Source organism: Jeotgalicoccus sp. S0W5 (genome assembly GCF_011634875.1).
GTDB lineage: Bacteria > Bacillota > Bacilli > Staphylococcales > Salinicoccaceae > Jeotgalicoccus > Jeotgalicoccus marinus.
Genome location: NZ_SIRQ01000003.1, coordinates 310133 through 332607, shown reverse-complemented (window position 1 = coordinate 332607; position 22475 = coordinate 310133). Strand labels below are relative to the sequence as shown.

Below are 22475 nucleotides of genomic sequence, written 5' to 3'. Positions count from 1 at the left end.
TTTAGTATTCCTCCTTGAATCTGTTTGTTAACCATGAAGAAATTATGTTCATAATTAATGTCATGACAAACAATGCCATACCTACAGCGAACAAGCTGTAATATAGATTTGTCCCGAATGCTGCATCACCAGAAGTAATCTGTACGATAAAACCAGTCATAGTTTGTAATGGTTCTGTTACATCAAAGCTTGCATTAGGTGTTGAACCTGCTGCAATCGATACGATCATCGTCTCACCAATTGCACGAGAAATTGCAAGTACAAATGATGCAATTATCCCAGAGAATGCTGCAGGAATAACGACTCTAACCGCTGTTTCTAATCGAGTTGCTCCCATACCTAACGAACCTTCTCTCATTGAGGCAGGTACAGAGCTCATCGCATCTTCACTCAGACTTGCAATCATAGGGATAATCATAACACCAACAACAAGACCAGCAGATACGGCATTATATAGACCAAAACCATCATAAATAGATTGAAGGATTGGGTTAACAAAGTTAATAGCGAAGAAACCATAAACTACTGTAGGAATACCTGCCAATACTTCTAGGATTGGTTTAATCAATCGTCTAACCTTATCAGATGCATATTCACTTAAATAAATAGCGGCACCTAGTCCAATTGGAATTGCAACAATTGCTGCAATTACTACAATTTTCATCGTTCCCATTATGAGTGCCCAAATTCCCCACTCACCATCTCCTACGTATGGTTGCCAAGTTGTAGATAAGAGAAATTCAGTTATCGGTACTCTTGAAAAGAATTCAAAAGACTGTGAAATTAATGTATATAGAATACCGATTGTAGCCACGATCGATACTAAAGTTATCACTAATAAGATAATTGGAATAATTCTTTCAAACGTATTTGATTTATTTCTTGTGTTCTCTACTACTTGTTCACGAATTTTATTATTACTCATCTTAAACCTCTCTTTACTTTAAAAATGGACGGGGATATACAAATCATCCCGTCCATTGTTATAAGATTTTTACTTATTGTTCTAAGTTTGGAAGTTTAGAAAGTTCTTCTTCAAGTGCGTCGTCTTCAAGAGGTACATATCCAACTTCTTCTGCAGCTGATTGTGAATTTTTAAGAGTGTATTCCATGAATGTATGGAATGTTTCATTCTCTTCTAAAGCTGAGTTATTAGCGTAAACGTAAAGTGGACGAGATAATGGATAAGAGAAGTCCATTACGTTTTCAAATGATGGTTCAACAGCTTCTTCACTGTCTGGACCAACAATGTTTACAGCTTTAAGCTGATCAGCATTTGCTTGGTAGAAGCTATATCCGAAGAAACCAATTGCATTTTGATCTCCTACTACAGAAGAAACAACTTGGTTAGTGTCTTGGATTAATTGTCCTTGAACACCTTCTTCTTCCATAACTTCTTCATTGAAGAAATCGTGAGTTCCGTGTGATTGGTCAGGACCGTATGCAGTGATAGGTTCTTCAGGGAAGTCTTCACGAACATCAGACCAGTTTTCAGCCTCACCTGAGTAGATTGTTTGTAGCTCTTCAAAAGTTAAATCTTCTACAAAGTCGTTAGCTGGATTGACAGCAACAGTTAGTCCATCAGTTGCAACTAAAAATTCAGTGTACTCGATTCCTGCTTCTTCAAGTGCATCGATTTCTTCTTGTTCAATTCCACGTGATGCGTTAGCGAATTGAGCAGAACCGTCGATTAATGCACTGAAACCAGATCCAGTTCCGTTACCACCTAGTTCAACAGCAACACCGTGATCAGCATTGAAGTCTTCAACTAGTAAGTTTAGAATCGGGAATACTGTTGAAGAACCTTCACCAGCGATTTGCTCATCATCTTCGTTTACAGAACCTGTAACTTCTGCAGATGATCCGCTTTCTGAACTTTCATCTTCAGATCCTTCTTCAGTACTTTCGTCTTCAGACCCTTCTTCAGTAGTCTCTTCAGAACCAGTATCTTCTTCAGTACTAGTGTCTTCTTCAGAGCCAGAACCAGAACATGCAGCTAGAATGAACATTAAGCTCATTAGTAGCGCAGCAAGAAATAAATTCTTCTTCATCGCCAAAATTCCTCCAATTAAGTATTAATTATTGTTACATTCATATTCTAAGGAAGTATTGTAAATCTAAAATAAATGTAGTGTTAAGATTATGTAAATACAAAAATACCCGAATAAATTCGGGTATTAATAGCTGCCATATTCAAGTTCTTGATAAAATTCTGACGCATCGTAATTATGAAGTGGTTCTTCATCTTGACCATAGTAGATCTCGTAGTATTTTTGAACAACATCCTGTCCCATGTATTGGGCAGGGAAGAATGGTACTGTACTTGGCAATGTTGGGAAGATAATTGAGAATGCCATATCAGGATCATCATATGGTGCATAGCCTAAGTAAGTTTGGTTCAAGACAGGATCACCATCTCTAAAACTTTCCGCCGTTCCTGTTTTACCAGCGGCCTTAGGTTCCAGTTCGTGATATGCATCCCAACCTGTTCCATACATATCTCTTGCTTGGTCATGTGTGTTAAACACATCATAGAATCCTGCTTGAATTTGTTTTAGTTGTTCACTTGTAATCGGTATCGTATTCAATACGTTAGTGCCATATGAACGGATGACTTGTCCTTTATCATTTGCATTTGAACCTCTGACTTCTTTAGCTAAGTGTTGCTGGACACGTTTGCCATCATTTGCAAATGTAGACATGTACTGAGATAACTGTAGTGCAGTATATGTGTCATATTGGCCAATTGCTAAGTTTAAAAGATTTGTTGCGTTAAGCTGTGGTGAAAGACCTGTCGCTTCATTCGGTAGGTCTATACCTGTTGAAATACCTAGACCAAACTGATTGAGACCATTTCTTAAATCATAGCCTGCTTGATCGATATCTGTAGGTAATGCCATATTCTGTGAATAATCTAGACCTAGTAAACCAAGTGCTACCTTAAACATATAAGTATTGGATGATACCATTAATGCCCTTTGATCATCTACAGGTTCTCTACCATCTGGATTAAAGAATGAAGCTCTCGGTTGGTCACTCGAAATATAGAGTGGTTCATCGATAACGACTTCGCCTACTTCAAAAACATCCTCTTGATAGCCAGTCGCAACTGTTGCCCCTTTAATAGAAGAACCTGGTACATAGGTCGCTGTTAAGGTGCCATAATCGTAATCGACAATATCTCCATCTTCATTGATAGTCTTACCGACCATCGCTAAAATATCACCATTATTTGGATCTTGTACGACTAGTTGAACTGTGTCGATGTATTCAGGAATAATTGTATAATCGAGATCTCCTCTTGTTTCATCCATTTCAACAATTTCTTCAGCGAGATTTCGAATTCCAGTTAAGTGGTGTTCTGCAATCTCCTCAAGTTCCTTTTGAAGTTCTATATCGATTGTGAGATAAAGATCGTCTCCAGCTTTACCCTCTTCTATAGTTTCTTCACCGATTATCCGACCGGATTTATCTGTAGTGTATTTCACTTGAGGTTTCTTGCCGCGAAGTACATCCTCATATTGGAATTCTAAATAAGACTTACCGACCCTATCATTTCTCGAGTAACCAAGTGCCTGATAGTATTCAACGAGCTCTCTTGGCAACCCTTCTTCATTTGTTGATACTTCTCCTAGTATCGTTCTGAGAGAGTCATCATACGGATATGTTCTTTCCCAATCTAAGCCTGTTGTTATCCCGGTGAGTTGATCTAAGTCTTCATTAATAGAAGCAAATTCTTCTTCCGTCACATCTTCACTTTTTACGATGACAGGATTGAGTTCGCTTGCTGATGCCATTTCAACATAGATTGCTATAATATTTAAATCTTCTTCTCTTAAGACAGAATCAGCAAATTCTTCATCAATCATTTCATATGCTTCTTCATTGAATTCATTCTGAGAAATACCACCATTTTCTAGTAAAGCGACCTGTTCAGACATCACTTGTTCGAGCTCATTTGGATAATTATTTATAATAAAGTCTTGTTTATCTCTAAGAGATAAGCTACTCGTATCCATCGTTAGGTATGAACTTAACTCTTCAGCTACATCCATAATTTCAAAATTAGACATGTTTCTATGCCTTGTGAAATAGATTGCTTGTTCAGCCGAGTTTCCAACGAGTAAGTTACCATTTCTATCGTATATTTCTCCTCGTGGAACACTCTGATTGATTTCTACATATTGCGCATTTTCAACTTGTTCTTGATATGTATCACCTAAGACAATTTGTAAGTATCCAAGTCTAATAATGATGATTAGAAATAAACCAAAAATTACTAACATCAAGATGTTAATTCTTGCTCGAAGCACTTGTTTATTTATAGCATCTAAGCTTTTTATTTTTGCACGTTTCACACAAATCAAACCCTTTAATAAAGTCCACATCATTTTAACATATTTTTAAGTATATCCGTTAAATAAAAAAAAGACGAGGAAAAATCCTCGTCTTTAAACTATAAAATATTATTTAGCTGCTTGGTAAAGTTCGTTAACTTTGTCCCAGTTAACTACGTTCCAAATTGCACTTAAATATTCAGGGCGTTTGTTTTGATATTTAAGGTAATAAGCGTGTTCCCAAACGTCTACACCAAATACAGGTGTTTTACCTTCTGTAAGTGGGTTATCTTGGTTAGGTGTTGTAACGATTTCTAATGAACCATTGTTAACAACTAGCCATGCCCAACCTGATCCAAAGCGCCCAGCTGCAGCAGCTTCAAATTCTTCTTTAAATTTGTCAACTGAACCAAATGCTGATTCAATTGCATCTTTAAGTTCACCACTTAATTCTTTTTGTTCTGGAGATAATAATTCCCAGAATAATGAGTGGTTGTAGTGTCCTCCACCATTGTTACGAACAGCAGTCTTGATGTCTTCTGGTACAGAGTTTAAGTTTTTAACAATTTCTTCGATAGATTTAGACTCAAGATCAGTACCTTTAACTGCATCGTTTAATTTTGTTACATAAGTGTTATGGTGCTTAGAATGGTGAATCTCCATTGTTTCTTTGTCAATAGTTGGTTCTAATGCATCATAAGCATATGGTAATTCTGGTAATTCAAAAGCCATAAATAAAAATCTCCCTTCAAAATTGTTTACATCCTAAATATAGCAATTTGATGTTAGAATAACAATTAGATTGCTTAAATCAAAATAAAATAAGACCTTAGTCCTATTAAATAATATTAAGGATGATAACATGAAATATTTTGAGTTTCTTAAACGTTTACTAACGTTTAAAAAGTACCCACTCTTTAGAACTCTACCCTTTAGATACTTGCTTTTAAACATACTTTTAGTATCTATTTTAATTTCTTTACCCTACATAAGTTCTATGTTTTTGACTGCTAATACCTTTGGTGAGCTGGATGAAATTCAAAATGAAATTCCTGACTTTACCATAGAAAATGGGCAGTACCACGGCGTTGACAAAATAATTAACTTAAACGGTGACTCAGTACTATTTACTGAACAAATCAGTCAGGATAATGTTGAAGAAATTAGTGATGATGTGCTCATTGGGTTTTTATCTGATGGTTTATATATTGCTGATTTTCAAAATGGGACGTTTTCCTATAGTTTAATCGGTGATATAAATGATAAGGAAAGTTTAGAACATTTTATCACGACTCAGATGTCTAGTTTGTATTTCTACATTATTATGTATGTTACAATATATGTCATTGTAATATATTTCTTTGTCTTTACATTAATGTTGATACTATCATTTATATTTAGTGGATTAGCCAAGCTCGGTAATAAAAAGACAGACTATATGAACTGGTTTAAAATCGGCTCATATGCAATTTTAATACCCGCTTTAATTATTGGCATTATCCAAACGACCACAGGTTTGTTTCTCTGGCAGATATTTATTCTTGCTTTAATTCCTTTCGTGTATTATTATAAAAAGCTACCTGTGAAAAATAAAACACAAAGCTAAGGCTTCAAGGTTACATTCCACAGATTTTTTTATTATAATGAAATTATAAAATGAGTAAAATAGATTAGGGGCTTGTATATGTCTGAAATTACACATCGTACAAAAACTAGAAAAGTTAGAGTTGGCGATCTTACAATCGGCGGTGCCGATGAGATTATTATTCAAAGTATGACAACGACAAAAACACACGACGTTGAAGCAACAGTTGCACAGATTAAAGAACTTGAGGAAGCAGGTTGTCAGATTGTTCGTGTCGCATGTCCGAAAGAAGAAGATGCATTAGCGATTGCTGAAATTAAAAAGCAAATCAACATACCGCTAGTTGTCGATATACATTTTGACTACAAGTTAGCTTTACTTGCCGTTGAGGGCGGTGCGGATAAAATCCGTATTAATCCTGGTAATATTGGACGTAGAGAAAAAGTTGAAGAAGTTGTTAAAGCATGTAAGGCAAAAGGTATTCCAATTCGTATTGGTGTCAATGCCGGAAGTTTAGAAAGACACATCATTAAAAAATATGGCTACCCTACTGCTGAGGGTATGGTTGAAAGTGCCTTACATCACATTCAAATTCTAGAAGAATTAGACTTCCATGATATTATCGTTTCAATGAAAGCTTCTGATGTTAACTTAGCAATTGAAGCATATGAGAAAGCATCTAAAGCATTTGACTACCCATTACACATTGGTATCACTGAAAGTGGTACATTGTTTGCTGGTACAGTCAAGAGTGCCGCAGGTTTAGGTACAATTATTTCTAAAGGTATCGGAAATACAATGCGTATTTCATTATCTGCAGATCCTGTTGAAGAAGTAAAAGTTTGTAAGGAACTGCTGAAAACATTTGGTCTTGCATCAAATGCTGCAACACTTATTGCATGTCCTACATGTGGACGTATTGAAATTGACTTAATTTCAATTGCCAATGAAATGGAAGAGTACATCTCTACAGTAAAAGCACCACTTAAAGTTGCTGTACTTGGATGTGCTGTAAATGGTCCAGGTGAAGCACGTGAAGCTGATATCGGAATCGCAGGTGCACGTGGTGAGGGACTACTGTTCATGCATGGTAAAACAGTTAGAAAAGTTCCTGAAGAAACAATGGTAGATGAACTGAAGAAAGAGATTGACATCTTAGCTGAAGAATACCATGAGAAAAAGCGTTTAGAAAAAGAAGAATTAAAGAGTAACTCATAAAGAAAAGGTGGAGATCGATATTGATCTCCACCTTTTTATATACCATATTCTATGAATACTCAAAACTAGGCACATTTCTCGCATAGGCCATACAATTCAACTTTATGACTGTTTATAGTCAGACTACCTAATTCTTTTTGCCACTCACCAACAGGACAATAGTTAATTACTTTAGTTTCACCACATTTTTCACATATAAAGTGATGGTGATGATGATCTGTACAAGAAATTTTGTACTGCATCTCGCCTGAAAATGTTGTTTGTTCGAGTACATTAATATCATTTAAGGTATGAAGGTTACGATAGATTGTATCGTAACTAATACCTGGATATTCTTCATTCATGCTTTCCTGAATTTCTTTAGCGGATAAATACCGCTCATCCTCCATAAAAATTTCAATCATTCTAAGTCGTTTCTTTGTAACTTTAAAATTTGCCTCTTGTAACATCGCTTTATAATCATTGAGTTCTTTGTGCATTTTTAACAACTCCTACACGGTTTAATAATAAGGTAATTAGCAGGATTAAAATAGATACAAGTACTATTGTGCCTCCTGGTGAAATATCTAAATGATAACCTAAAAATAAACCTGCAATTACTGAAATCTCGCCAAAGATAATACTGACTATCATCAACTGCTTGAAACTTGAAGTTATTCTCATGGCACTTGCAACTGGTAAAGTCATCATGGCACTTACAAGTAAGATACCAACAATCCTCATCGAAGCACTGATGACAAGTGCGACGAGTACAATAAATATAATATGAATATATTTACTTAGTTTCATCACTCCGGCGTACTCTTCATCAAAGGAAATAAAGAACATCTCCTTATAAAGTAAGAAGACAAAAGCTAAAACAATAACACCAATAATACTTATCAGTATTAAGTCATTAAAGCTTACTGCACTAATGCTACCAAACAAGTAGCCAAATAAATCTTGATTAAAGCCATTTGCTAAAGATAAAAATAAGACACTTAGAGCAATACCAAGGCTCATAATAATCGGAATGGCAATTTCTGAATAATGTTTATATAAACCCCTTAGCTTTTCTATTCCTAGAGCGCCAATGACAGAGAATATAACGCCTGAAATCACTGGATTGATGATGATATTAAAAATCGATGAAATATACACCCCGAATGCAATACCACCTAAAGCAACGTGACTTAGGGCATCGGCAATCAATGATAATCGTCTTACAACAATGAAAGTACCTAATAGTGGTGCAATTAATCCAACTATGAGCCCACTAACAAAGGAATATCTCATAAAATCATAATTTAAAATTGCTTCTATCAATTACAGCACTCCCTTTGGTGATTATGTGAAACCAACTGAAGTGGAAAACCGTAAATTTTAGATAGCTCTGCTTCACCTAGGTTTTTAAACTCTTCGTTAGTACCATGAAAATGTAAGTGCTCATTCAAACATGCCACTCGGTCTGCATTATCTACTACAACTCCTATATCATGAGTAACAAGTAAAATCGTCACATTCTCACGTTTTAATTTAAGTAAGACATTATAAAAATCTTTTACATGTTGACTATCAATACCTTCAGTAGGTTCATCCATAATTAGAACCGAAGGCTTATTGACTAGTGCCCTTGCAATAAATACACGCTGTGTTTGACCACCAGATAAGTTAGATACATTTTGATTTTTTAAGTTCTTAATATCCAGTAACTCCAACACTTCATCTAACCGTTCATAATCTTTTTTAGAAAATCTTTTAAATAATCCACGTTCTTTAGTTAAACCACTTAAGACAACTTCCTTAACCGTCGCTGGAAATCCCTTAGCATTCGCTGCTGCTTTTTGAGATACATAACCGATCTCTTGCCAGGCATTGAATGACTTCCTCTGATTGCCATTAATTAAAATTTCACCTTCTTGTAATTTATACACCCCAAGAATCAATTTTAATAAGGTAGATTTACCTGAGCCGTTTGGTCCGACTATAGCTAGAAATTCACCTTTGTTAATGGCAAAGGAAATGTGCTTTAAAGCAGGTGTCGCTTCCAATTTATCTTTATATTGAAAACTGACATTTTTAAGTTCAAATACTGGTGTTACCATATCTACACTCCTTTATCTACCTTGGTTATTATAATGGAATGGTTACGATTTGTAAATAGGAATGATTACGAAAAAACTGTACTTGGTCATAAATTGACTAAGTACAGTTTTAGTTTCTTAATTGTTTTACTCTAACTCTGCAACCGCTGGATTGATTTTAGTGAGAAGATTTGGATCAAATTCTCCACTTCTAATCATCTCAATCTCATGTTTATATGGTGCTAAGCGATTTGACTTATCTGGACCAACAAAAGGCGTTTCTAAGATTTTAGGAATATCTTTAAACTCAGGATGATTAATAATGTAAGATAAGGCATCAAAACCTAGATATCCAAATCCAAAGTTCTCATGTCTATCTTTGTGAGCGCCAACATCATTTTTAGAGTCATTCATGTGTAAGACCTTAATACGGTCGATACCAATGATCTTATCAAATTCATTTAAAACACCATCGAAGTCATTCTTAATATCATAACCTGCATCGTGAACGTGGCAAGTGTCAAAAGTAACACTCAGTCTTTCATTGTTTGTGACACCGTCAATAATCTGTGCCAGTTCTTCAAATGAGCGTCCGATTTCGGTACCTTTTCCTGCCATGGTTTCTAAGGCAATTTGTACATTATTCTTATTTGTTAAGACTTCATTAAGTCCTTCAATAATTTTCTTAATTCCGGCTTTACTACCTGCACCGACGTGTGATCCTGGATGTAGGACAATCTGACTAGCTCCCAGTGCTTCAGTTCTTACTATCTCTTCTTGGAGAAAATCCACACCTAGATTAAACACATTCTCTTTTTCTATATTAGCGATGTTAATAATATATGGTGCATGAACGACAAAGTCACTAATACCAAGTTCTGTCATCTTTTGATGCCCTTTTTCGATGTTTAAATCTTCGATTTTTTTACGTCTCGTATTTTGTGGTGCACCAGTGTAGATCATGAAAGTATTCGCGCCATAAGATGCTGCTGTTTCTACAGATTCTTCAAGCATCTTTTTACCACTCATTGATACGTGTGATCCGAGTAACATAGTTATCCACCCCTACTTATTTTCTCTTTGTTTACGTTTCTTTTCATTTCTTGATTTAGCCTTGGCGTAACGACGTCTTTCTTGACGTTCTAACTCTTCTTTTTGGTACTTAATTTTTTTCTTATAACCTGGTTTTACTTTTTTAGGACTACGTACTTTATAGTTCTGTGTCTTATTCGTTTTAGAACGGTTGGTTCTAGACTTTCTAGTTGTACGGTCCTTGATTTCTTTAAGTTCCCCACCACGTAGGTCTTCATGATTAAAGATGTAACCTTTACTTTCCAATTCATTGATTAAGTTTTCTTCAGATGGTTCATACAAGGTAATCGCGACACCAGTGTAAGTACCACGCCCTACACGCCCTGAACGGTGTGTAAAGAACTCAATTTGTTTAGGAATATCGTAGTTAATCACATGTGAAGCACCGTCGAAATCTAGGCCACGTGCTGCTAAATCACTTGCAACGACCCAGTGATATTTCAAACCTTCAATATTTTTAATTTCCTGGCTTCTTTCACGTGGTTTTAAACCACCGTGGAAAATCCCTACATTGATACCCTCTTCTTTTAAGTAGGCATACAATTCATCTGCACGCTCACGTGAGTTAGCAAAAATTAAACCGATATAAGGCGTAATGGTACGTGTCAGTTCTAATGTCTTTTCTAACTTTGAACTACCCTTAACCGGAACTAAGCTGTAGTGAATAGACGCTTTATTTTTAGGTGTGTCAATGACGATGATTTCAGTCTCGCCAATATACTTCTCTAAGAAGTGTTTTAACGGTTCTGGAATGGTCGCAGAGAAGACTAAAAATTGACTCTGGTTAGAGATGCGATTAGAAATGTAATCCACATCATCCATGAACCCTAAGTCCACCATCAAGTCTGCTTCATCAATGACAATATTATTTGCATTATGAATATCTAAAGCTTGATTGTCGATTAAATCCCTCACTCGTCTCGGTGTACCGATAACGATTTGTGGTTGCTGATTCGCTCTATCTTCATCGCGTTTTAAATCTGTACCACCGATGAAGGCTCGGACAGTCACACCTTCAAGATGTGCTATAACTTTTTTAGCCATGTTCTCTAATTGTTTGGCTAATTCTCTAGTTGGTGCTAAAATAATTGTTTGTGTAGATTTCTTTTCATGGTCAATACCTTGAATCAAGGGTAAGAGGAAAGCGTGACTTTTACCGCTACCTGTCGCAGACTGTGCAACAACGCTTTGACCTTTCATTACTTTAGGAATTACACGTTCTTGTACTAAAGTTGGATGGGTAAAACCGATTTTCTCTATTGCATTTAGCACTGTGTCATCAAATTCAAATCTTTTAAATGCTTTGGACATATTTGCCACCTGTTCCTTTCAAACTCTACATAATTATAACTAAAATTCACTAATTACGCTATAGAATTACAATAGTTGACTTGATGATTTGAAAGTGAATCAAAATCAAGTATAATCTTTATTAAGGAGGAGTTTCATTTATGGATATTATTAAAATTTCACCGCGTGGGTATTGTTATGGTGTCGTTGACGCAATGGTCATTGCAAGAAACGCATCCTTAGACAAAACTCTACCGCGTCCTATATATATTCTCGGTATGATCGTACACAATAAACATGTAACGGATGCTTTTGAAGAAGAAGGTATCATTACATTAGATGGCCCAAACCGTTTAGAAATTCTAGAACAAATTGACCACGGTACAGTAATATTTACTGCACATGGGGTATCACCACAAGTTAAAGAGAGAGCCAAAGAAAAAGGTCTAGTATGCATAGATGCGACATGTCCAGACGTAGAATTCACACATGATTTAATTAGAGAAAAAACAAAAGATGATTATCATGTGATTTATATTGGTAAGAGAAATCACCCAGAACCTGAAGGTGCTGTCGGTGTTGCGCCCGGTCAAGTACACCTAATTGAAACACCTGAAGATGTAGGGAATTTACCAGATTTCCTTTCTGATAAAAAACTCATTGTTACTAACCAAACAACAATGAGTCAGTGGGACGTCAGCCACTTAATGGACGACCTTAAAACACGTTACCCACACATCGAAGTGCATAAAGAAATTTGTCTTGCAACACAAGTAAGACAAGAAGCAGTTGCTGAACAAGCAGGAGAAGCTGACTTACTTATTGTAGTCGGTGACCCTAAGAGTAATAACTCAAACCGTCTCGCACAAGTGTCTAAGGAAATTGCACATACTAATGCATACCGCATTAGTTCCTTAAATGAATTGGACAATTCTTGGTTAGAAGGCGTAGAGAAAGTTGCAATTACTGCCGGTGCTTCGACTCCGACACCGATTGTTAAAGAAGTTATTGATTACATTAAGAACTATAACATCGAAGAGCAAAAGACACCTGAATCTGTTGTACCGATGAGAAAAATCTTGCCGAAAATTAAAAATCCTACTCCAGTTAAAATTATGGAATAGTGAAATACGAAAGCGCTTGGGACAATGATCCCAAGCGCTTTTACTTTGTTATTCAAATGGATTAGTATTCACGCTTGATGCATAGACTGTGACATCACTATACTTTTCTATCAATGATTGTAAACCATCAACCATCACTATTTCTAAATAGTGTCCAGCATCTATAATATTCCATCCGGCTAGTTTTGCATCATATGCTTCATGATATTTAACGTCACCTGTAATTAAAACATCAACGTCTTTTTTAAATACATCATTTACATAGGACATACCGGATCCACCGATGATTGCGACCTTGTTTATTGGATTATCATTTGCTTTAACTAGGTTAACAATCTTTCTATCCATTACGGCTTCTAGTCTGTTTACTAAATCATCAAGAGATTCCCCAAATTGAAAACTCACACCAAGTCCTTCGTTCTTATTCATATCAATAGAAATAATATCAAAAGCTGGAGTTTCAAATGGATGGTACTTATAAATTGCAGAAACGACTGCTTCAGTATCTTTAGCATCGAATATACACTCTAGGACAAATTCTTCTACATGTTCTAGCTCACCACTCTTACCTATCGTTGGATTGGCATTTTGACTCGGTTTAAATTGGCCTTGGACCTCATATTCAAAACTCACTTCAGAATATTCGCCCATCTTACCAACAGGTGCATTTTTAAGCATATTTTCCTTGAACTTCTCTTTTTCTTCACGTGTAATATTAATTCTAAGCTTTTTAAAATTTCCAGCTAGTGGCAGTAACACTTCCGTGTCTTCAAAGCCAAGTTTACATGCAATCATGTGACTTACACCATTTGTCTGATGATCAAGATTCGTATGCATGGCTATTAGGTTAATATCATGTTTAATTAAATTTCTAATAATCTTCCCAATGCCAGATTCAGTTACAGATGATAATTTTGAAAAGATGAGTGGGTGGTGAGCAACAATAACATTAGCACCTAAGTCTATTGCTTCATCGACAGTGGATGTGTGACAATCGAGTGTTGTCAAAACACCCGTCACCTCGTTATTCATATCTCCGACAAGTAAACCTGTATTGTCCCAAGTTTCACTATCATTAAAGGGGGCTATTGTATCAAGAACTTTAAATAAATCTTTAACTGTGGTCATGATCAATCACCTCATTTAAAACTTGTAACTCTTTTTTTAGCTCAGTAATTTTACCTTTATTTTGTTCTGTTTCTTTAATACCAAGAAGAATTTTTTCAATATGTTGTTTTTCACGTTTTAAATCATCGATAAACAAATCTGTTCTTCTCACTAAGTTTAAAGGACCAAATCTCAGTTCTCTCTCACTATATGACGGCTTATCAGGACAATAATCAAAAACAATAATATCGTAAAAATGTGGACCATCTTTATATTGTCGTTCATCACTTACTTGGTAGTTAAGTCTAGACATAACTTGTCTTACCTTGTAAGGGTAAGTATTTGCCTGAGCGATAATTCTTGGTTTCCCAGATACGTTTTTAAAGCCAGTCTCAATAATAGATGCAATCAGTGGTCCACCCATACCACATATTGTAATAGTATCGACTTGATCCGATTCATTTAAAATTTTTAAACCATCACCAAAGCGGACTTCAATCTTATCATCCATGTTTTTTTCTTTCACATTTTTTACTGATGAATCAAAGGGGCCCTCTACAACTTCTCCACAAATTGCAGATTGACATAAACCATTTTCAATCGCATAAATCGGAAGATATGCATGGTCTGAACCAATATCAACCAATGTATTACCAATAATATAATCTGATACTAATCTCAATCGTTCATTTAACATAAATTCGCTCCTATACAGAAAAAGACTCTCAAAACTTGAGAGTCTTTTAAAAATAATTATTGTTCAGAGAAGAATTGATATAAAGCAGTAAGTTCTTCATCTGCAATTTGATCAGCTGAGAATGCAGGCATTGAACCTCTACCATCACGAACTGTCGTTGTGAAAGTTTCTTCATCTAGGCTAGTACCAGCTAAAGCAGGCCCCATACCACCAGAGAAGTCTTGACCGTGACATGATGCACAGTTATCGCGAGCGATACCCTCAGCATCTACGTCACCGCTTGATGCCTCTTCGCCGCCACCTGATTCTTCTGAAGCACCTTCTTCGGATGCTACATCTTCTTCACCGTCATCAGTCGCCCCTACACCTGAAAGTAGGAAAACAAGTCCAACTCCTAAGAAGATAATCAGTAAAAATGGAATTATAGGATTTTTATTCAATTTGTTACCCCCTCAATACATGGATTTAATCTCATATTCAATTGTATCTCAATTTGTGACAAAGTCAAAACAATTTTGAGAAAAAATTACACATATTAGTCCATAAAATCTTTTAATTTTTTACTTCTTGAAGGATGTCTGAGTTTTCTTAAAGCCTTCGCTTCTATTTGACGAATTCGCTCTCTTGTAACTCCAAATACCTTACCAACTTCTTCAAGTGTTCTCGTACGTCCATCATCTAAACCAAATCGTAGACGAAGTACATTTTCTTCACGGTCCGTCAATGTTTCTAGAACATCTTCAAGCTGCTCTTTTAATAATTCATAAGCAGCATGATCGGAAGGACTTTGTGCCTCTTGGTCTTCTATAAAGTCACCAAGGTGGCTGTCATCTTCTTCACCAATTGGTGTTTCCAGTGATACAGGCTCTTGGGCAATTTTTAGAATTTCTCGAACCTTATCAGCTGGTAAATCCATCTCTTCACCGATTTCTTCAGGTGTTGGTTCACGACCTAAATCTTGTAATAATTGACGTTGAATACGGATTAATTTGTTAATCGTTTCAACCATGTGAACTGGAATACGAATTGTTCTAGCTTGGTCTGCAATTGCTCTAGTAATCGCTTGGCGAATCCACCAAGTTGCATAAGTGGAGAATTTGAAACCTTTAGTAAAGTCGAATTTCTCAACAGCCTTAATTAGACCCATATTCCCTTCTTGAATTAGGTCTAAAAATAACATGCCACGACCGACATAACGTTTAGCAATACTAACAACAAGACGTAAATTCGCTTCAGCTAGACGTGCACGTGCAACTTCGTCGCCTTCCTCAATTTTTTTGGCAAGTTCAACTTCTTCTGAAGCTGATAAGAGATCAACACGCCCAATCTCTTTTAAATACATTCTAACTGGGTCATTAATTTTAACACCTGGAGGTGCACTCATATCATGAAGATTAAGTTTCTCATCTTTATCAGATGCATCTTTTTCATTGACCATTTGAATGTCATTTTCATTTAAATCATCGAAAAATTCATCCATGGCATCGGAATCAAGTTCAAAGTTGGCAAGCTTATCGGCTACTTCTTCGTGAGAAAGTTGACCTTCTTTCTTACCCTTATCTAACAGATAAGTTTTAACCTGCTCAATGCTAGTAAAATCAATATCTTTTGTATCAGCAATAGCTGCTTTTTTGTTCGCCATATTGTGCCTCCTAGTTATAAAAAACTACATCTTATGAATTCTATTCAGTTCTATTATTTCCTGAGTGAGCTTAAGTTGTAGTTCTACATCATTGTCACGCTCTGCTAATTCCAATTGACGAGATAAAAGCTCAATTTCGTTTTCATTATTTCTTATACCACTTAAGTCTTCTAAGTAATCATTTATTTCACTCTCTGACACATCCTGATGAATCCTCATATTATCTAAGTCAATCAGTGTGTCTGTCAGTGCGCCGTCTAGATAGTTAAGGGCTAAAGAAATATCAAACACTTCATGTGTTTCAAAATAAACACAAAGTCCTCTAACTATATCATAATATGGTTGATAAGTTAAGATATTTTCATCGAGCTTTTCACTGTATGTCTTCAAGTATTCTGGGTGAGACATCATGATGCGTGTTAGATATCTTTCTTTTTTCTGCCTGAGACTTAAAGTCCTTCTATTGACTTCAGGTTCAGTATAGGTAGCTTCCTGTGTAACCATTGTTGATGGCATTCTGTTTTTAAGCGCATCTTTGTCAATATCGAAGATAGATGATATTACAGTAACCAACCGTTCTCTAGTTAGTGAATCTCTTACAAATTTTAAATCCTCAATCACTACACTTAGGTTCTGATTGATTTTCATGTCGTTGGCTCCAGCATCCGATTTAAATTTTTCCGCCTTAAATTGAAGATAGTGCTGCATCCGTTTTTCGATAAAATTCTCAAAACTCTCAGTACCGTATTTTTCTATATATTCATCAGGGTCCATTCCCTCAGGCAGTTTTTGAACGTACACATTCAGGCCTTCATGTAAGAGTGCGTCGCCGACCTTTAATGTTGCATTTTGCCCGGCCTTATCACCATCAAACATAATCGTAGTGTTTGATGACAATCGTTTTAATAAGGTCAAATTCTCTCGACTCAACTCTGTTCCCATGGTCCCAACAATATGTTGAACATTAGTCATCTTAACCTTTAGCACGTCCATATGCCCTTCCATAAGAATGACATTATCCATTTTTCTAATGTGTTTCCTTGCATCAGACAAGTTGAAGAATAGTTCTCTTTTTTTAAATATATCTGTTTCTGGTGTGTTTAAATACTTCGGTTCACTACCATCTATGCTCCGAGCTGTAAAACCAATGTGATTACCTTGATGATTCTTAATCGGAATCATAATCCGTCCGACAAATCGATCATAGTAAGAAAAATTTTCTTCATTTCTAGACAGTAGCCCTGCTTGGTAGGCCGATTCTTCATTATATCCTTGCTCTAGCAATGCATTTTTTGCAAAGTAAGACATCGCAGGAGCAAAGCCTATTTTTTCTTGTCGAATCAGGTCCGTTGTAAATCCTCTATCAAGTAAATATTGTAGAGGTTGATTTCCTTCATTCGTATTCATTAACAGATGATGGTATAAGTCAGTCATATATTCATGCATCTTGATCTGTGACATATCACCTTGATCAACTTCAACTTCACCAGTTTCAATCTTAATGTCTAATGGTTCACCGAGTTTTTTTGCCGCTTCTGTAAAACTAATATTTTCAATTTCCATTAGGAATTGAAAAACATTACCACCCTTTTTACAGCCGAAACAATGTGCAATCTGTTTGTCCGGACTTACTGAAAAGGATGGTGTTTTCTCGTCATGAAACGGGCACAGACCAACATAGTTACGCCCGCGTCTCTCAAGTTTTATATAGCTTGAAACTAAGTCTATTATGTCGGTCTGTGTTCTTATGTTTTCAATTGTTTCCTCGGGTATTTTCAAATAATCACCCTCTGATATTACTTTCGCTATCTACATATCTCATGATAGCATTCGCAGTTTCTTCAATGGCCTTATCAGATACATCAATTACTGGACAGCCTATTTTTCCAATTATTTCATCAAAATAAGATAGTTCCTCATCTATTCTTGAGCCATTCGCGTACATCGCAGTATCTTTTAGGCCAAGCTGTGATAGTCTTTCTTTTCTGATTCTATTTAATGTTTCTGGATTAATTCTAAGGGCCACACACTTTTTAGGATTGACCTCAAATAATTCTTGAGGGGGTTTAACTTCTGGAACTAGTGGAACATTCATAACCTTATATTTTTTTAAGGCTAAAAATTGAGATAATGGGGTTTTCGATGTACGAGATACACCAATTAATATGATATCTGCCTTATCTAAGCCGCTCGTATCCTTGCCATCATCATATTTAACTGCAAATTCAATTGCTTCAATTTTTTTAAAGTAATCTTCGTCTAAGCGGTGGACTCTTCCCGGTTCATTTAATGGTACTTGGCCAGTTGCATTAGAGATTTCACGTATTAATGGGCCCATAACATCAATATAAGAAATTTCTTCTTGAACCATTTCAGCATCTATGTACTCTCTTAATGAAGGGGTGATTATAGTGTATACAACTAAAGCATCTTTACTTTTAGCTAAATCAATGACATCATCAATATCTTCAGTAGAGTCTACATAAGGGTAACGAATTATAATATTATCTGGAGCATCAAGATCGAATTGTGAGAGACAAGCTTTTGTGACTAGTTCACCTGTTTCTCCTACAGAGTCTGATGCAACGATTACTTTTAAGTTTGTCATATATAATCACTCCATTAAGTTTACGAATACTTTTGTAATATTAGTTTTAGTGATTCGACCGATGACTTCTAAATTATCATCTACGTCTTTAACGACTGGTAGAGAGTCAATTTGACGGTCAATAAGCTGTTTTGCTGCGTACAAAAGTGAATCATCAGCGTAACATACAGTTATATTAGGCTTTCTCATCATAATTGTACTAACCGAAGTGTTTTCAATATCACTAAAGCTCATCGTGCCTTTGAGTAAGTCTTTTCTTGAAACAACACCTTGCAACGTTTTTACTTCGTCAATAACATACAATGTACCAACATCCTCTAAAAACATTTTAACGATTGCATCATAGATTGTTGTTTCAGTTGTAATAACTATTGGTAAGCTTTGCACATCTTTAACGAGTAAATTATTTACCTTGAGAGAAATGACATCATTAGTTTCTTTCCCTGTATAGTAATAACCGACTCTCGGCCTAGCATCTAAAAATCCTGACATCGTTAAAATTGCCAAGTCCGGTCTCAATGTCGCTCTTGTTAAAGACAATTGTGCAGCGATATTACTTCCTGTAATGGGACCATGTTGCTTTACAATGTTTAGTATTTTTTCTTGTCGCTCATTCAGTTCCACGTTCTCACTCCCAACATAAATATTATATAATATTTATCGAGATAAAGAAATATGATCGCACTTGCATTCCAAACTAGCCGATTATATAATAGCATTAAGCGAGTTAAGGATGGTGTAAGCTTAACAACAAATTTGGCATTGAAATAACTTATAAAATAACTTTATATATAAAAGCGAGTTTTCTTACTAAATTGGGTGGAACCGCGGGCTACGCTCGTCCCTGGATAGCATATATTATTGCTGTCCAGGGATTTTTCTATATCAAAGTTAAAAATAAAAGGAGTTGCATTTATCATGAATATGGATACGATTGTAAACTTAGCAAAAACGAGAGGCTTTGTTTTCCCCGGTAGTGAAATCTACGGTGGTCTTGCAAATACTTGGGACTATGGTCCACTTGGAATCGCCCTTAAAAACAATGTTAAAAACGCATGGTGGAAAAAATTCATTCAGGAATCACCATACAATGTTGGTATTGACGCTGCCATCTTAATGAATCCTAAAACTTGGGAAGCATCAGGTCACTTAGGAAACTTTAATGACCCAATGATAGACTGTAAAAACTGTAAATCGCGTCACCGTGCAGACAAATTGATCGAAGATGTCATGCAAAAAGAAGATGACACTTTTGTTGCTGATGGTTTATCTTTCGATAGAATGAAAGAAATAATCGAAGAAAAGAATATCGTTTGCCCGACTTGTGGTGCCAACGATTATACTGAAATTCGTCAGTTCAACTTGATGTTTAAAACCTTCCAAGGTGTAACAGAAGGTTCAACAAACGAATTATTCCTCCGTCCAGAAACTGCACAAGGTATCTTTGTAAACTACAAAAATGTTCAAAGAACAATGCGTAAAAAATTACCATTTGGTATCGGACAAGTTGGTAAATCATTCCGTAATGAGATTACCCCTGGTAACTTCACTTTTAGAACACGTGAATTTGATCAGATGGAACTTGAATTCTTCTGTAAGCCAGGGACTGAAATTGAGTGGCAAAACTACTGGAAAGATTTCGCTGTTAACTGGTTAAAAGACTTAAATCTTAAAGAAGAAAACACTCGTCTTAGAGACCATGATGAAGATGAATTATCACACTACTCTAACGCAACGACTGACATCGAATATAAATTCCCATTTGGCTGGGGTGAGCTTTGGGGTATTGCAAGTCGTACAGACTTCGACCTTCGTAAGCATATGGAGCACTCTAATGAGGACTTCAATTATCATGATCCTGAAACGAACGAAAAGTATGTGCCATACTGTATCGAGCCATCACTTGGTTTAGACCGTATGACTTTAGCATTCCTATGTGATGCTTACGACGAAGAAACGCTTGAAGGTGATGAGAAACGTACAGTATTACGCTTCCACCCGACACTTGCACCGTTTAAAGCAGCTGTTTTACCACTATCTAAGAAATTAAGCTCTGAAGCTATGGAAGTTTATTCTAAACTTGCGGGCGACTTCAACATAGAGTTCGATGAATCTCAATCAATCGGTAAACGTTACCGTCGTCAAGATGAAATTGGTACACCGTACTGTATTACATTTGACTTTGATTCATTAGAAGATAAGAAAGTGACCATCAGAGATCGTGATACGATGGAACAAACACGTATTGCAATCGACGATGTCCATGACTTCTTATCATCAAGAATCAAATATTAATCAAAGGCACCTTAGGGTGCCTTTTACATATAAGGGGGCGTCACCCGTTGAAACGATACTTATTATTATTTCTTGTTATAATCCTCTCATCGTGTTCAAACGACATAGAACCCAATTCATATTATGGTAACACCTTAAAAGATTTTGAAGCAATCAATCAAGATGGGCAAAGTTTTACACGTGATAACATGGAAAACAAGGTATGGCTCGTCAATCAGATCTTTACAAACTGTGTGACTGTTTGTCCTCCAATGACTGCCAATCTAGCCGAATTAACACTAGAACTTAAAGATAATAATCTTACCGATGTAGGGCTGGTCAGCTTTTCTGTAGATCCAGAATACGACAGTCCAGAAATACTCAGTGAATATATCAGTTGGTACGACAAAGATGAAAGTATCGAATGGCAATTGCTCACTGGCTATGACTTTGAATATATTAGAGACTATGCACTTAACAATTTTAAATCTGTCATCAAAGCACCACAAGACGGTGGCAACCAGGTTTTACATAGTACAGCCTTATATCTTGTAGACGAAGATGGCGTGCTAATAAAAGATTATTCCGGTGTAGACGTTGGAGAACAAGAATTCAATTCTGATGAAATAATTAAGGATTTAAAAAAGCTAAATTAAACATATAAACGTCCCTAGCATTAGCTAAGGACGTTATTTGTCTATTAATTTTTTACTTTTAAAATATACACCACTATATTCATCATAAAGCATCTCTATAAATCGTAGTAATTGCTTACCTATGTCTTCTGAGATATGAATACTTTTTACATCTCTAATTTTAACGTGCTTTAAATATAGTGAAAAATATAGCACCTTATTCGATATTGCAACTGCCCGTTCTAGACTTTCTTCACTTAAACAACGATTGCAGATTACACTGTGGTATTTAAATGAATAGTGACTATAGTTTTGATAATTAGACTCGCCGCAAATCGCACAAGAATCAACATTAAGTTCGCCACCGTAGGCAGGTAACATTTTAATAAGTACTAAACTTGTAACTGAATAGCGTTCATTATTATCATCTAGAAGGTCATAGGCTTTCCTTAAAAGATTGTAGTAGGCACTTTCAGCATAGTCCTCATCCAGTGCTCGACTGATAACTTCTAATATATAAGAACCATGTGTATATAGCTCAAAGTTACTATTTAAATTTGTATAACGCTCGGTCACATCAACATCATTTAAAGTACCCATACCTTTGAAACGATTATATGTAAACAGCGCTTCTAAGAAACCTTGTCTCAATACAGTAAAAGGGCTTTTCGGTTTGTTAAAGCCTCTAGCCATCAAGGGAACTTGTTCCCCACTCTCTGTTAATATTGTTATGATACGGCTAGTCTCACTGTAATTTGTCTGCCTGATCATCATGCCTGTTTGCTGATAAATCATTTACTCAC

22 protein-coding genes are annotated in these 22475 nt (G+C 35.9%); 5 read left to right on the top strand and 17 right to left on the bottom strand.

Features of this window, described 5'->3' with window-relative positions; all coding sequences use genetic code 11:
* Position 1: 1 nt before the first annotated feature.
* The 4 genes from pstC to EYB29_RS03965 form a co-directional block, all read right to left on the bottom strand.
* A complete protein-coding gene (gene pstC / locus EYB29_RS03980; RefSeq protein ID WP_026866403.1) occupies positions 2 to 925 on the bottom strand; it encodes a phosphate ABC transporter permease subunit PstC in 924 nt (307 codons plus the stop codon).
* Between the two features lie 73 nt (positions 926 to 998).
* A complete protein-coding gene (locus EYB29_RS03975; RefSeq protein ID WP_026866404.1) occupies positions 999 to 2051 on the bottom strand; it encodes a phosphate ABC transporter substrate-binding protein PstS family protein in 1053 nt (350 codons plus the stop codon).
* Between the two features lie 126 nt (positions 2052 to 2177).
* Complete coding sequence (locus EYB29_RS03970) at positions 2178 to 4358, bottom strand: peptidoglycan D,D-transpeptidase FtsI family protein (protein ID WP_026866405.1); 2181 nt, start codon at positions 4356 to 4358, stop codon at positions 2178 to 2180.
* Between the two features lie 108 nt (positions 4359 to 4466).
* Positions 4467 to 5069, bottom strand: coding sequence for a superoxide dismutase (locus tag EYB29_RS03965; protein WP_166626647.1), 603 nt, complete (start codon positions 5067 to 5069; stop codon positions 4467 to 4469).
* A gap of 130 nt (positions 5070 to 5199) precedes the next feature.
* On the opposite strand from EYB29_RS03965, the gene EYB29_RS03960 reads away from it, so the two are divergent.
* Together EYB29_RS03960 and ispG are read left to right on the top strand one after the other, a co-directional pair.
* Complete coding sequence (locus EYB29_RS03960; RefSeq protein WP_166626646.1) at positions 5200 to 5943, top strand: DUF1189 family protein; 744 nt, start codon at positions 5200 to 5202, stop codon at positions 5941 to 5943.
* Positions 5944 to 6021: 78 nt separating this feature from the next.
* Positions 6022 to 7140 carry a flavodoxin-dependent (E)-4-hydroxy-3-methylbut-2-enyl-diphosphate synthase gene (gene ispG, locus EYB29_RS03955; protein WP_026866408.1) on the top strand — a complete coding sequence of 373 codons (1119 nt, stop codon included), beginning with the start codon at positions 6022 to 6024 and terminating at the stop codon, positions 7138 to 7140.
* 65 nt (positions 7141 to 7205) lie between these two features.
* Here the strand turns inward: ispG and EYB29_RS03950 are convergent, their stop codons facing one another.
* The 5 genes from EYB29_RS03950 to EYB29_RS03930 form a co-directional block, all read right to left on the bottom strand.
* On the bottom strand, positions 7206 to 7619 hold the full coding sequence (locus tag EYB29_RS03950) for a Fur family transcriptional regulator (RefSeq protein WP_166626645.1): 414 nt from the start codon (positions 7617 to 7619) through the stop codon (positions 7206 to 7208).
* Positions 7600 to 8445 (bottom strand): metal ABC transporter permease, encoded by an 846-nt coding sequence (locus EYB29_RS03945; protein ID WP_166626644.1) that lies wholly within the window; start codon positions 8443 to 8445, stop codon positions 7600 to 7602. The genes EYB29_RS03950 and EYB29_RS03945 overlap by 20 nt, the downstream gene beginning before the upstream one ends.
* The gene (locus EYB29_RS03940; RefSeq protein WP_166626643.1) at positions 8442 to 9224 is read right to left on the bottom strand and encodes a metal ABC transporter ATP-binding protein; all 783 of its coding nucleotides are present in this window, start codon (positions 9222 to 9224) and stop codon (positions 8442 to 8444) included. Before EYB29_RS03940 ends, EYB29_RS03945 begins: the two co-directional genes overlap by 4 nt.
* 126 nt (positions 9225 to 9350) lie before the next feature.
* Positions 9351 to 10256, bottom strand: a complete 906-nt coding sequence (locus EYB29_RS03935; RefSeq protein WP_166626642.1) for a deoxyribonuclease IV — start codon at positions 10254 to 10256, stop codon at positions 9351 to 9353.
* Between the two features lie 12 nt (positions 10257 to 10268).
* A complete protein-coding gene (locus EYB29_RS03930) occupies positions 10269 to 11606 on the bottom strand; it encodes a DEAD/DEAH box helicase (protein WP_166626641.1) in 1338 nt (445 codons plus the stop codon).
* A gap of 140 nt (positions 11607 to 11746) precedes the next feature.
* On the opposite strand from EYB29_RS03930, the gene EYB29_RS03925 reads away from it, so the two are divergent.
* Entirely contained in the window at positions 11747 to 12709 is a 963-nt protein-coding gene (locus EYB29_RS03925; protein ID WP_026866414.1) for a 4-hydroxy-3-methylbut-2-enyl diphosphate reductase, read from the top strand.
* Between the two features lie 48 nt (positions 12710 to 12757).
* Here the strand turns inward: EYB29_RS03925 and EYB29_RS03920 are convergent, their stop codons facing one another.
* The 7 genes from EYB29_RS03920 to ccpN form a co-directional block, all read right to left on the bottom strand.
* Positions 12758 to 13837 carry a Nif3-like dinuclear metal center hexameric protein gene (locus EYB29_RS03920; protein ID WP_166626640.1) on the bottom strand — a complete coding sequence of 360 codons (1080 nt, stop codon included), beginning with the start codon at positions 13835 to 13837 and terminating at the stop codon, positions 12758 to 12760.
* Positions 13824 to 14513: a tRNA (adenine(22)-N(1))-methyltransferase gene (locus EYB29_RS03915; RefSeq protein WP_166626639.1), complete on the bottom strand. Its 690-nt coding sequence runs from the start codon at positions 14511 to 14513 to the stop codon at positions 13824 to 13826. Before EYB29_RS03915 ends, EYB29_RS03920 begins: the two co-directional genes overlap by 14 nt.
* A gap of 56 nt (positions 14514 to 14569) precedes the next feature.
* Positions 14570 to 14953: a c-type cytochrome gene (locus EYB29_RS03910; RefSeq protein ID WP_026866417.1), complete on the bottom strand. Its 384-nt coding sequence runs from the start codon at positions 14951 to 14953 to the stop codon at positions 14570 to 14572.
* 95 nt (positions 14954 to 15048) lie between these two features.
* Positions 15049 to 16155: an RNA polymerase sigma factor RpoD gene (gene rpoD / locus EYB29_RS03905; RefSeq protein WP_026866418.1), complete on the bottom strand. Its 1107-nt coding sequence runs from the start codon at positions 16153 to 16155 to the stop codon at positions 15049 to 15051.
* Between the two features lie 24 nt (positions 16156 to 16179).
* Complete coding sequence (gene dnaG, locus EYB29_RS03900) at positions 16180 to 17934, bottom strand: DNA primase (protein WP_166626638.1); 1755 nt, start codon at positions 17932 to 17934, stop codon at positions 16180 to 16182.
* A 4-nt stretch (positions 17935 to 17938) separates the two neighbouring features.
* Positions 17939 to 18763, bottom strand: coding sequence for a pyruvate, water dikinase regulatory protein (locus EYB29_RS03895; protein ID WP_026866420.1), 825 nt, complete (start codon positions 18761 to 18763; stop codon positions 17939 to 17941).
* A 6-nt stretch (positions 18764 to 18769) separates the two neighbouring features.
* Positions 18770 to 19387 carry a transcriptional regulator CcpN gene (ccpN, locus tag EYB29_RS03890; protein ID WP_026866421.1) on the bottom strand — a complete coding sequence of 206 codons (618 nt, stop codon included), beginning with the start codon at positions 19385 to 19387 and terminating at the stop codon, positions 18770 to 18772.
* Positions 19388 to 19681: 294 nt separating this feature from the next.
* Between ccpN and EYB29_RS03885 the strand changes: the two genes are divergently transcribed.
* Both EYB29_RS03885 and EYB29_RS03880 read left to right on the top strand, forming a co-directional pair.
* On the top strand, positions 19682 to 21058 hold the full coding sequence (locus tag EYB29_RS03885) for a glycine--tRNA ligase (RefSeq protein ID WP_026866422.1): 1377 nt from the start codon (positions 19682 to 19684) through the stop codon (positions 21056 to 21058).
* 47 nt (positions 21059 to 21105) lie between these two features.
* Positions 21106 to 21693: an SCO family protein gene (locus EYB29_RS03880; RefSeq protein ID WP_166626637.1), complete on the top strand. Its 588-nt coding sequence runs from the start codon at positions 21106 to 21108 to the stop codon at positions 21691 to 21693.
* 33 nt (positions 21694 to 21726) lie between these two features.
* Here EYB29_RS03880 and recO read toward each other — a convergent pair whose 3' ends face one another.
* The gene (recO, locus tag EYB29_RS03875; RefSeq protein WP_166626636.1) at positions 21727 to 22467 is read right to left on the bottom strand and encodes a DNA repair protein RecO; all 741 of its coding nucleotides are present in this window, start codon (positions 22465 to 22467) and stop codon (positions 21727 to 21729) included.
* Between the last annotated feature and the right edge of the window lie 8 nt (positions 22468 to 22475).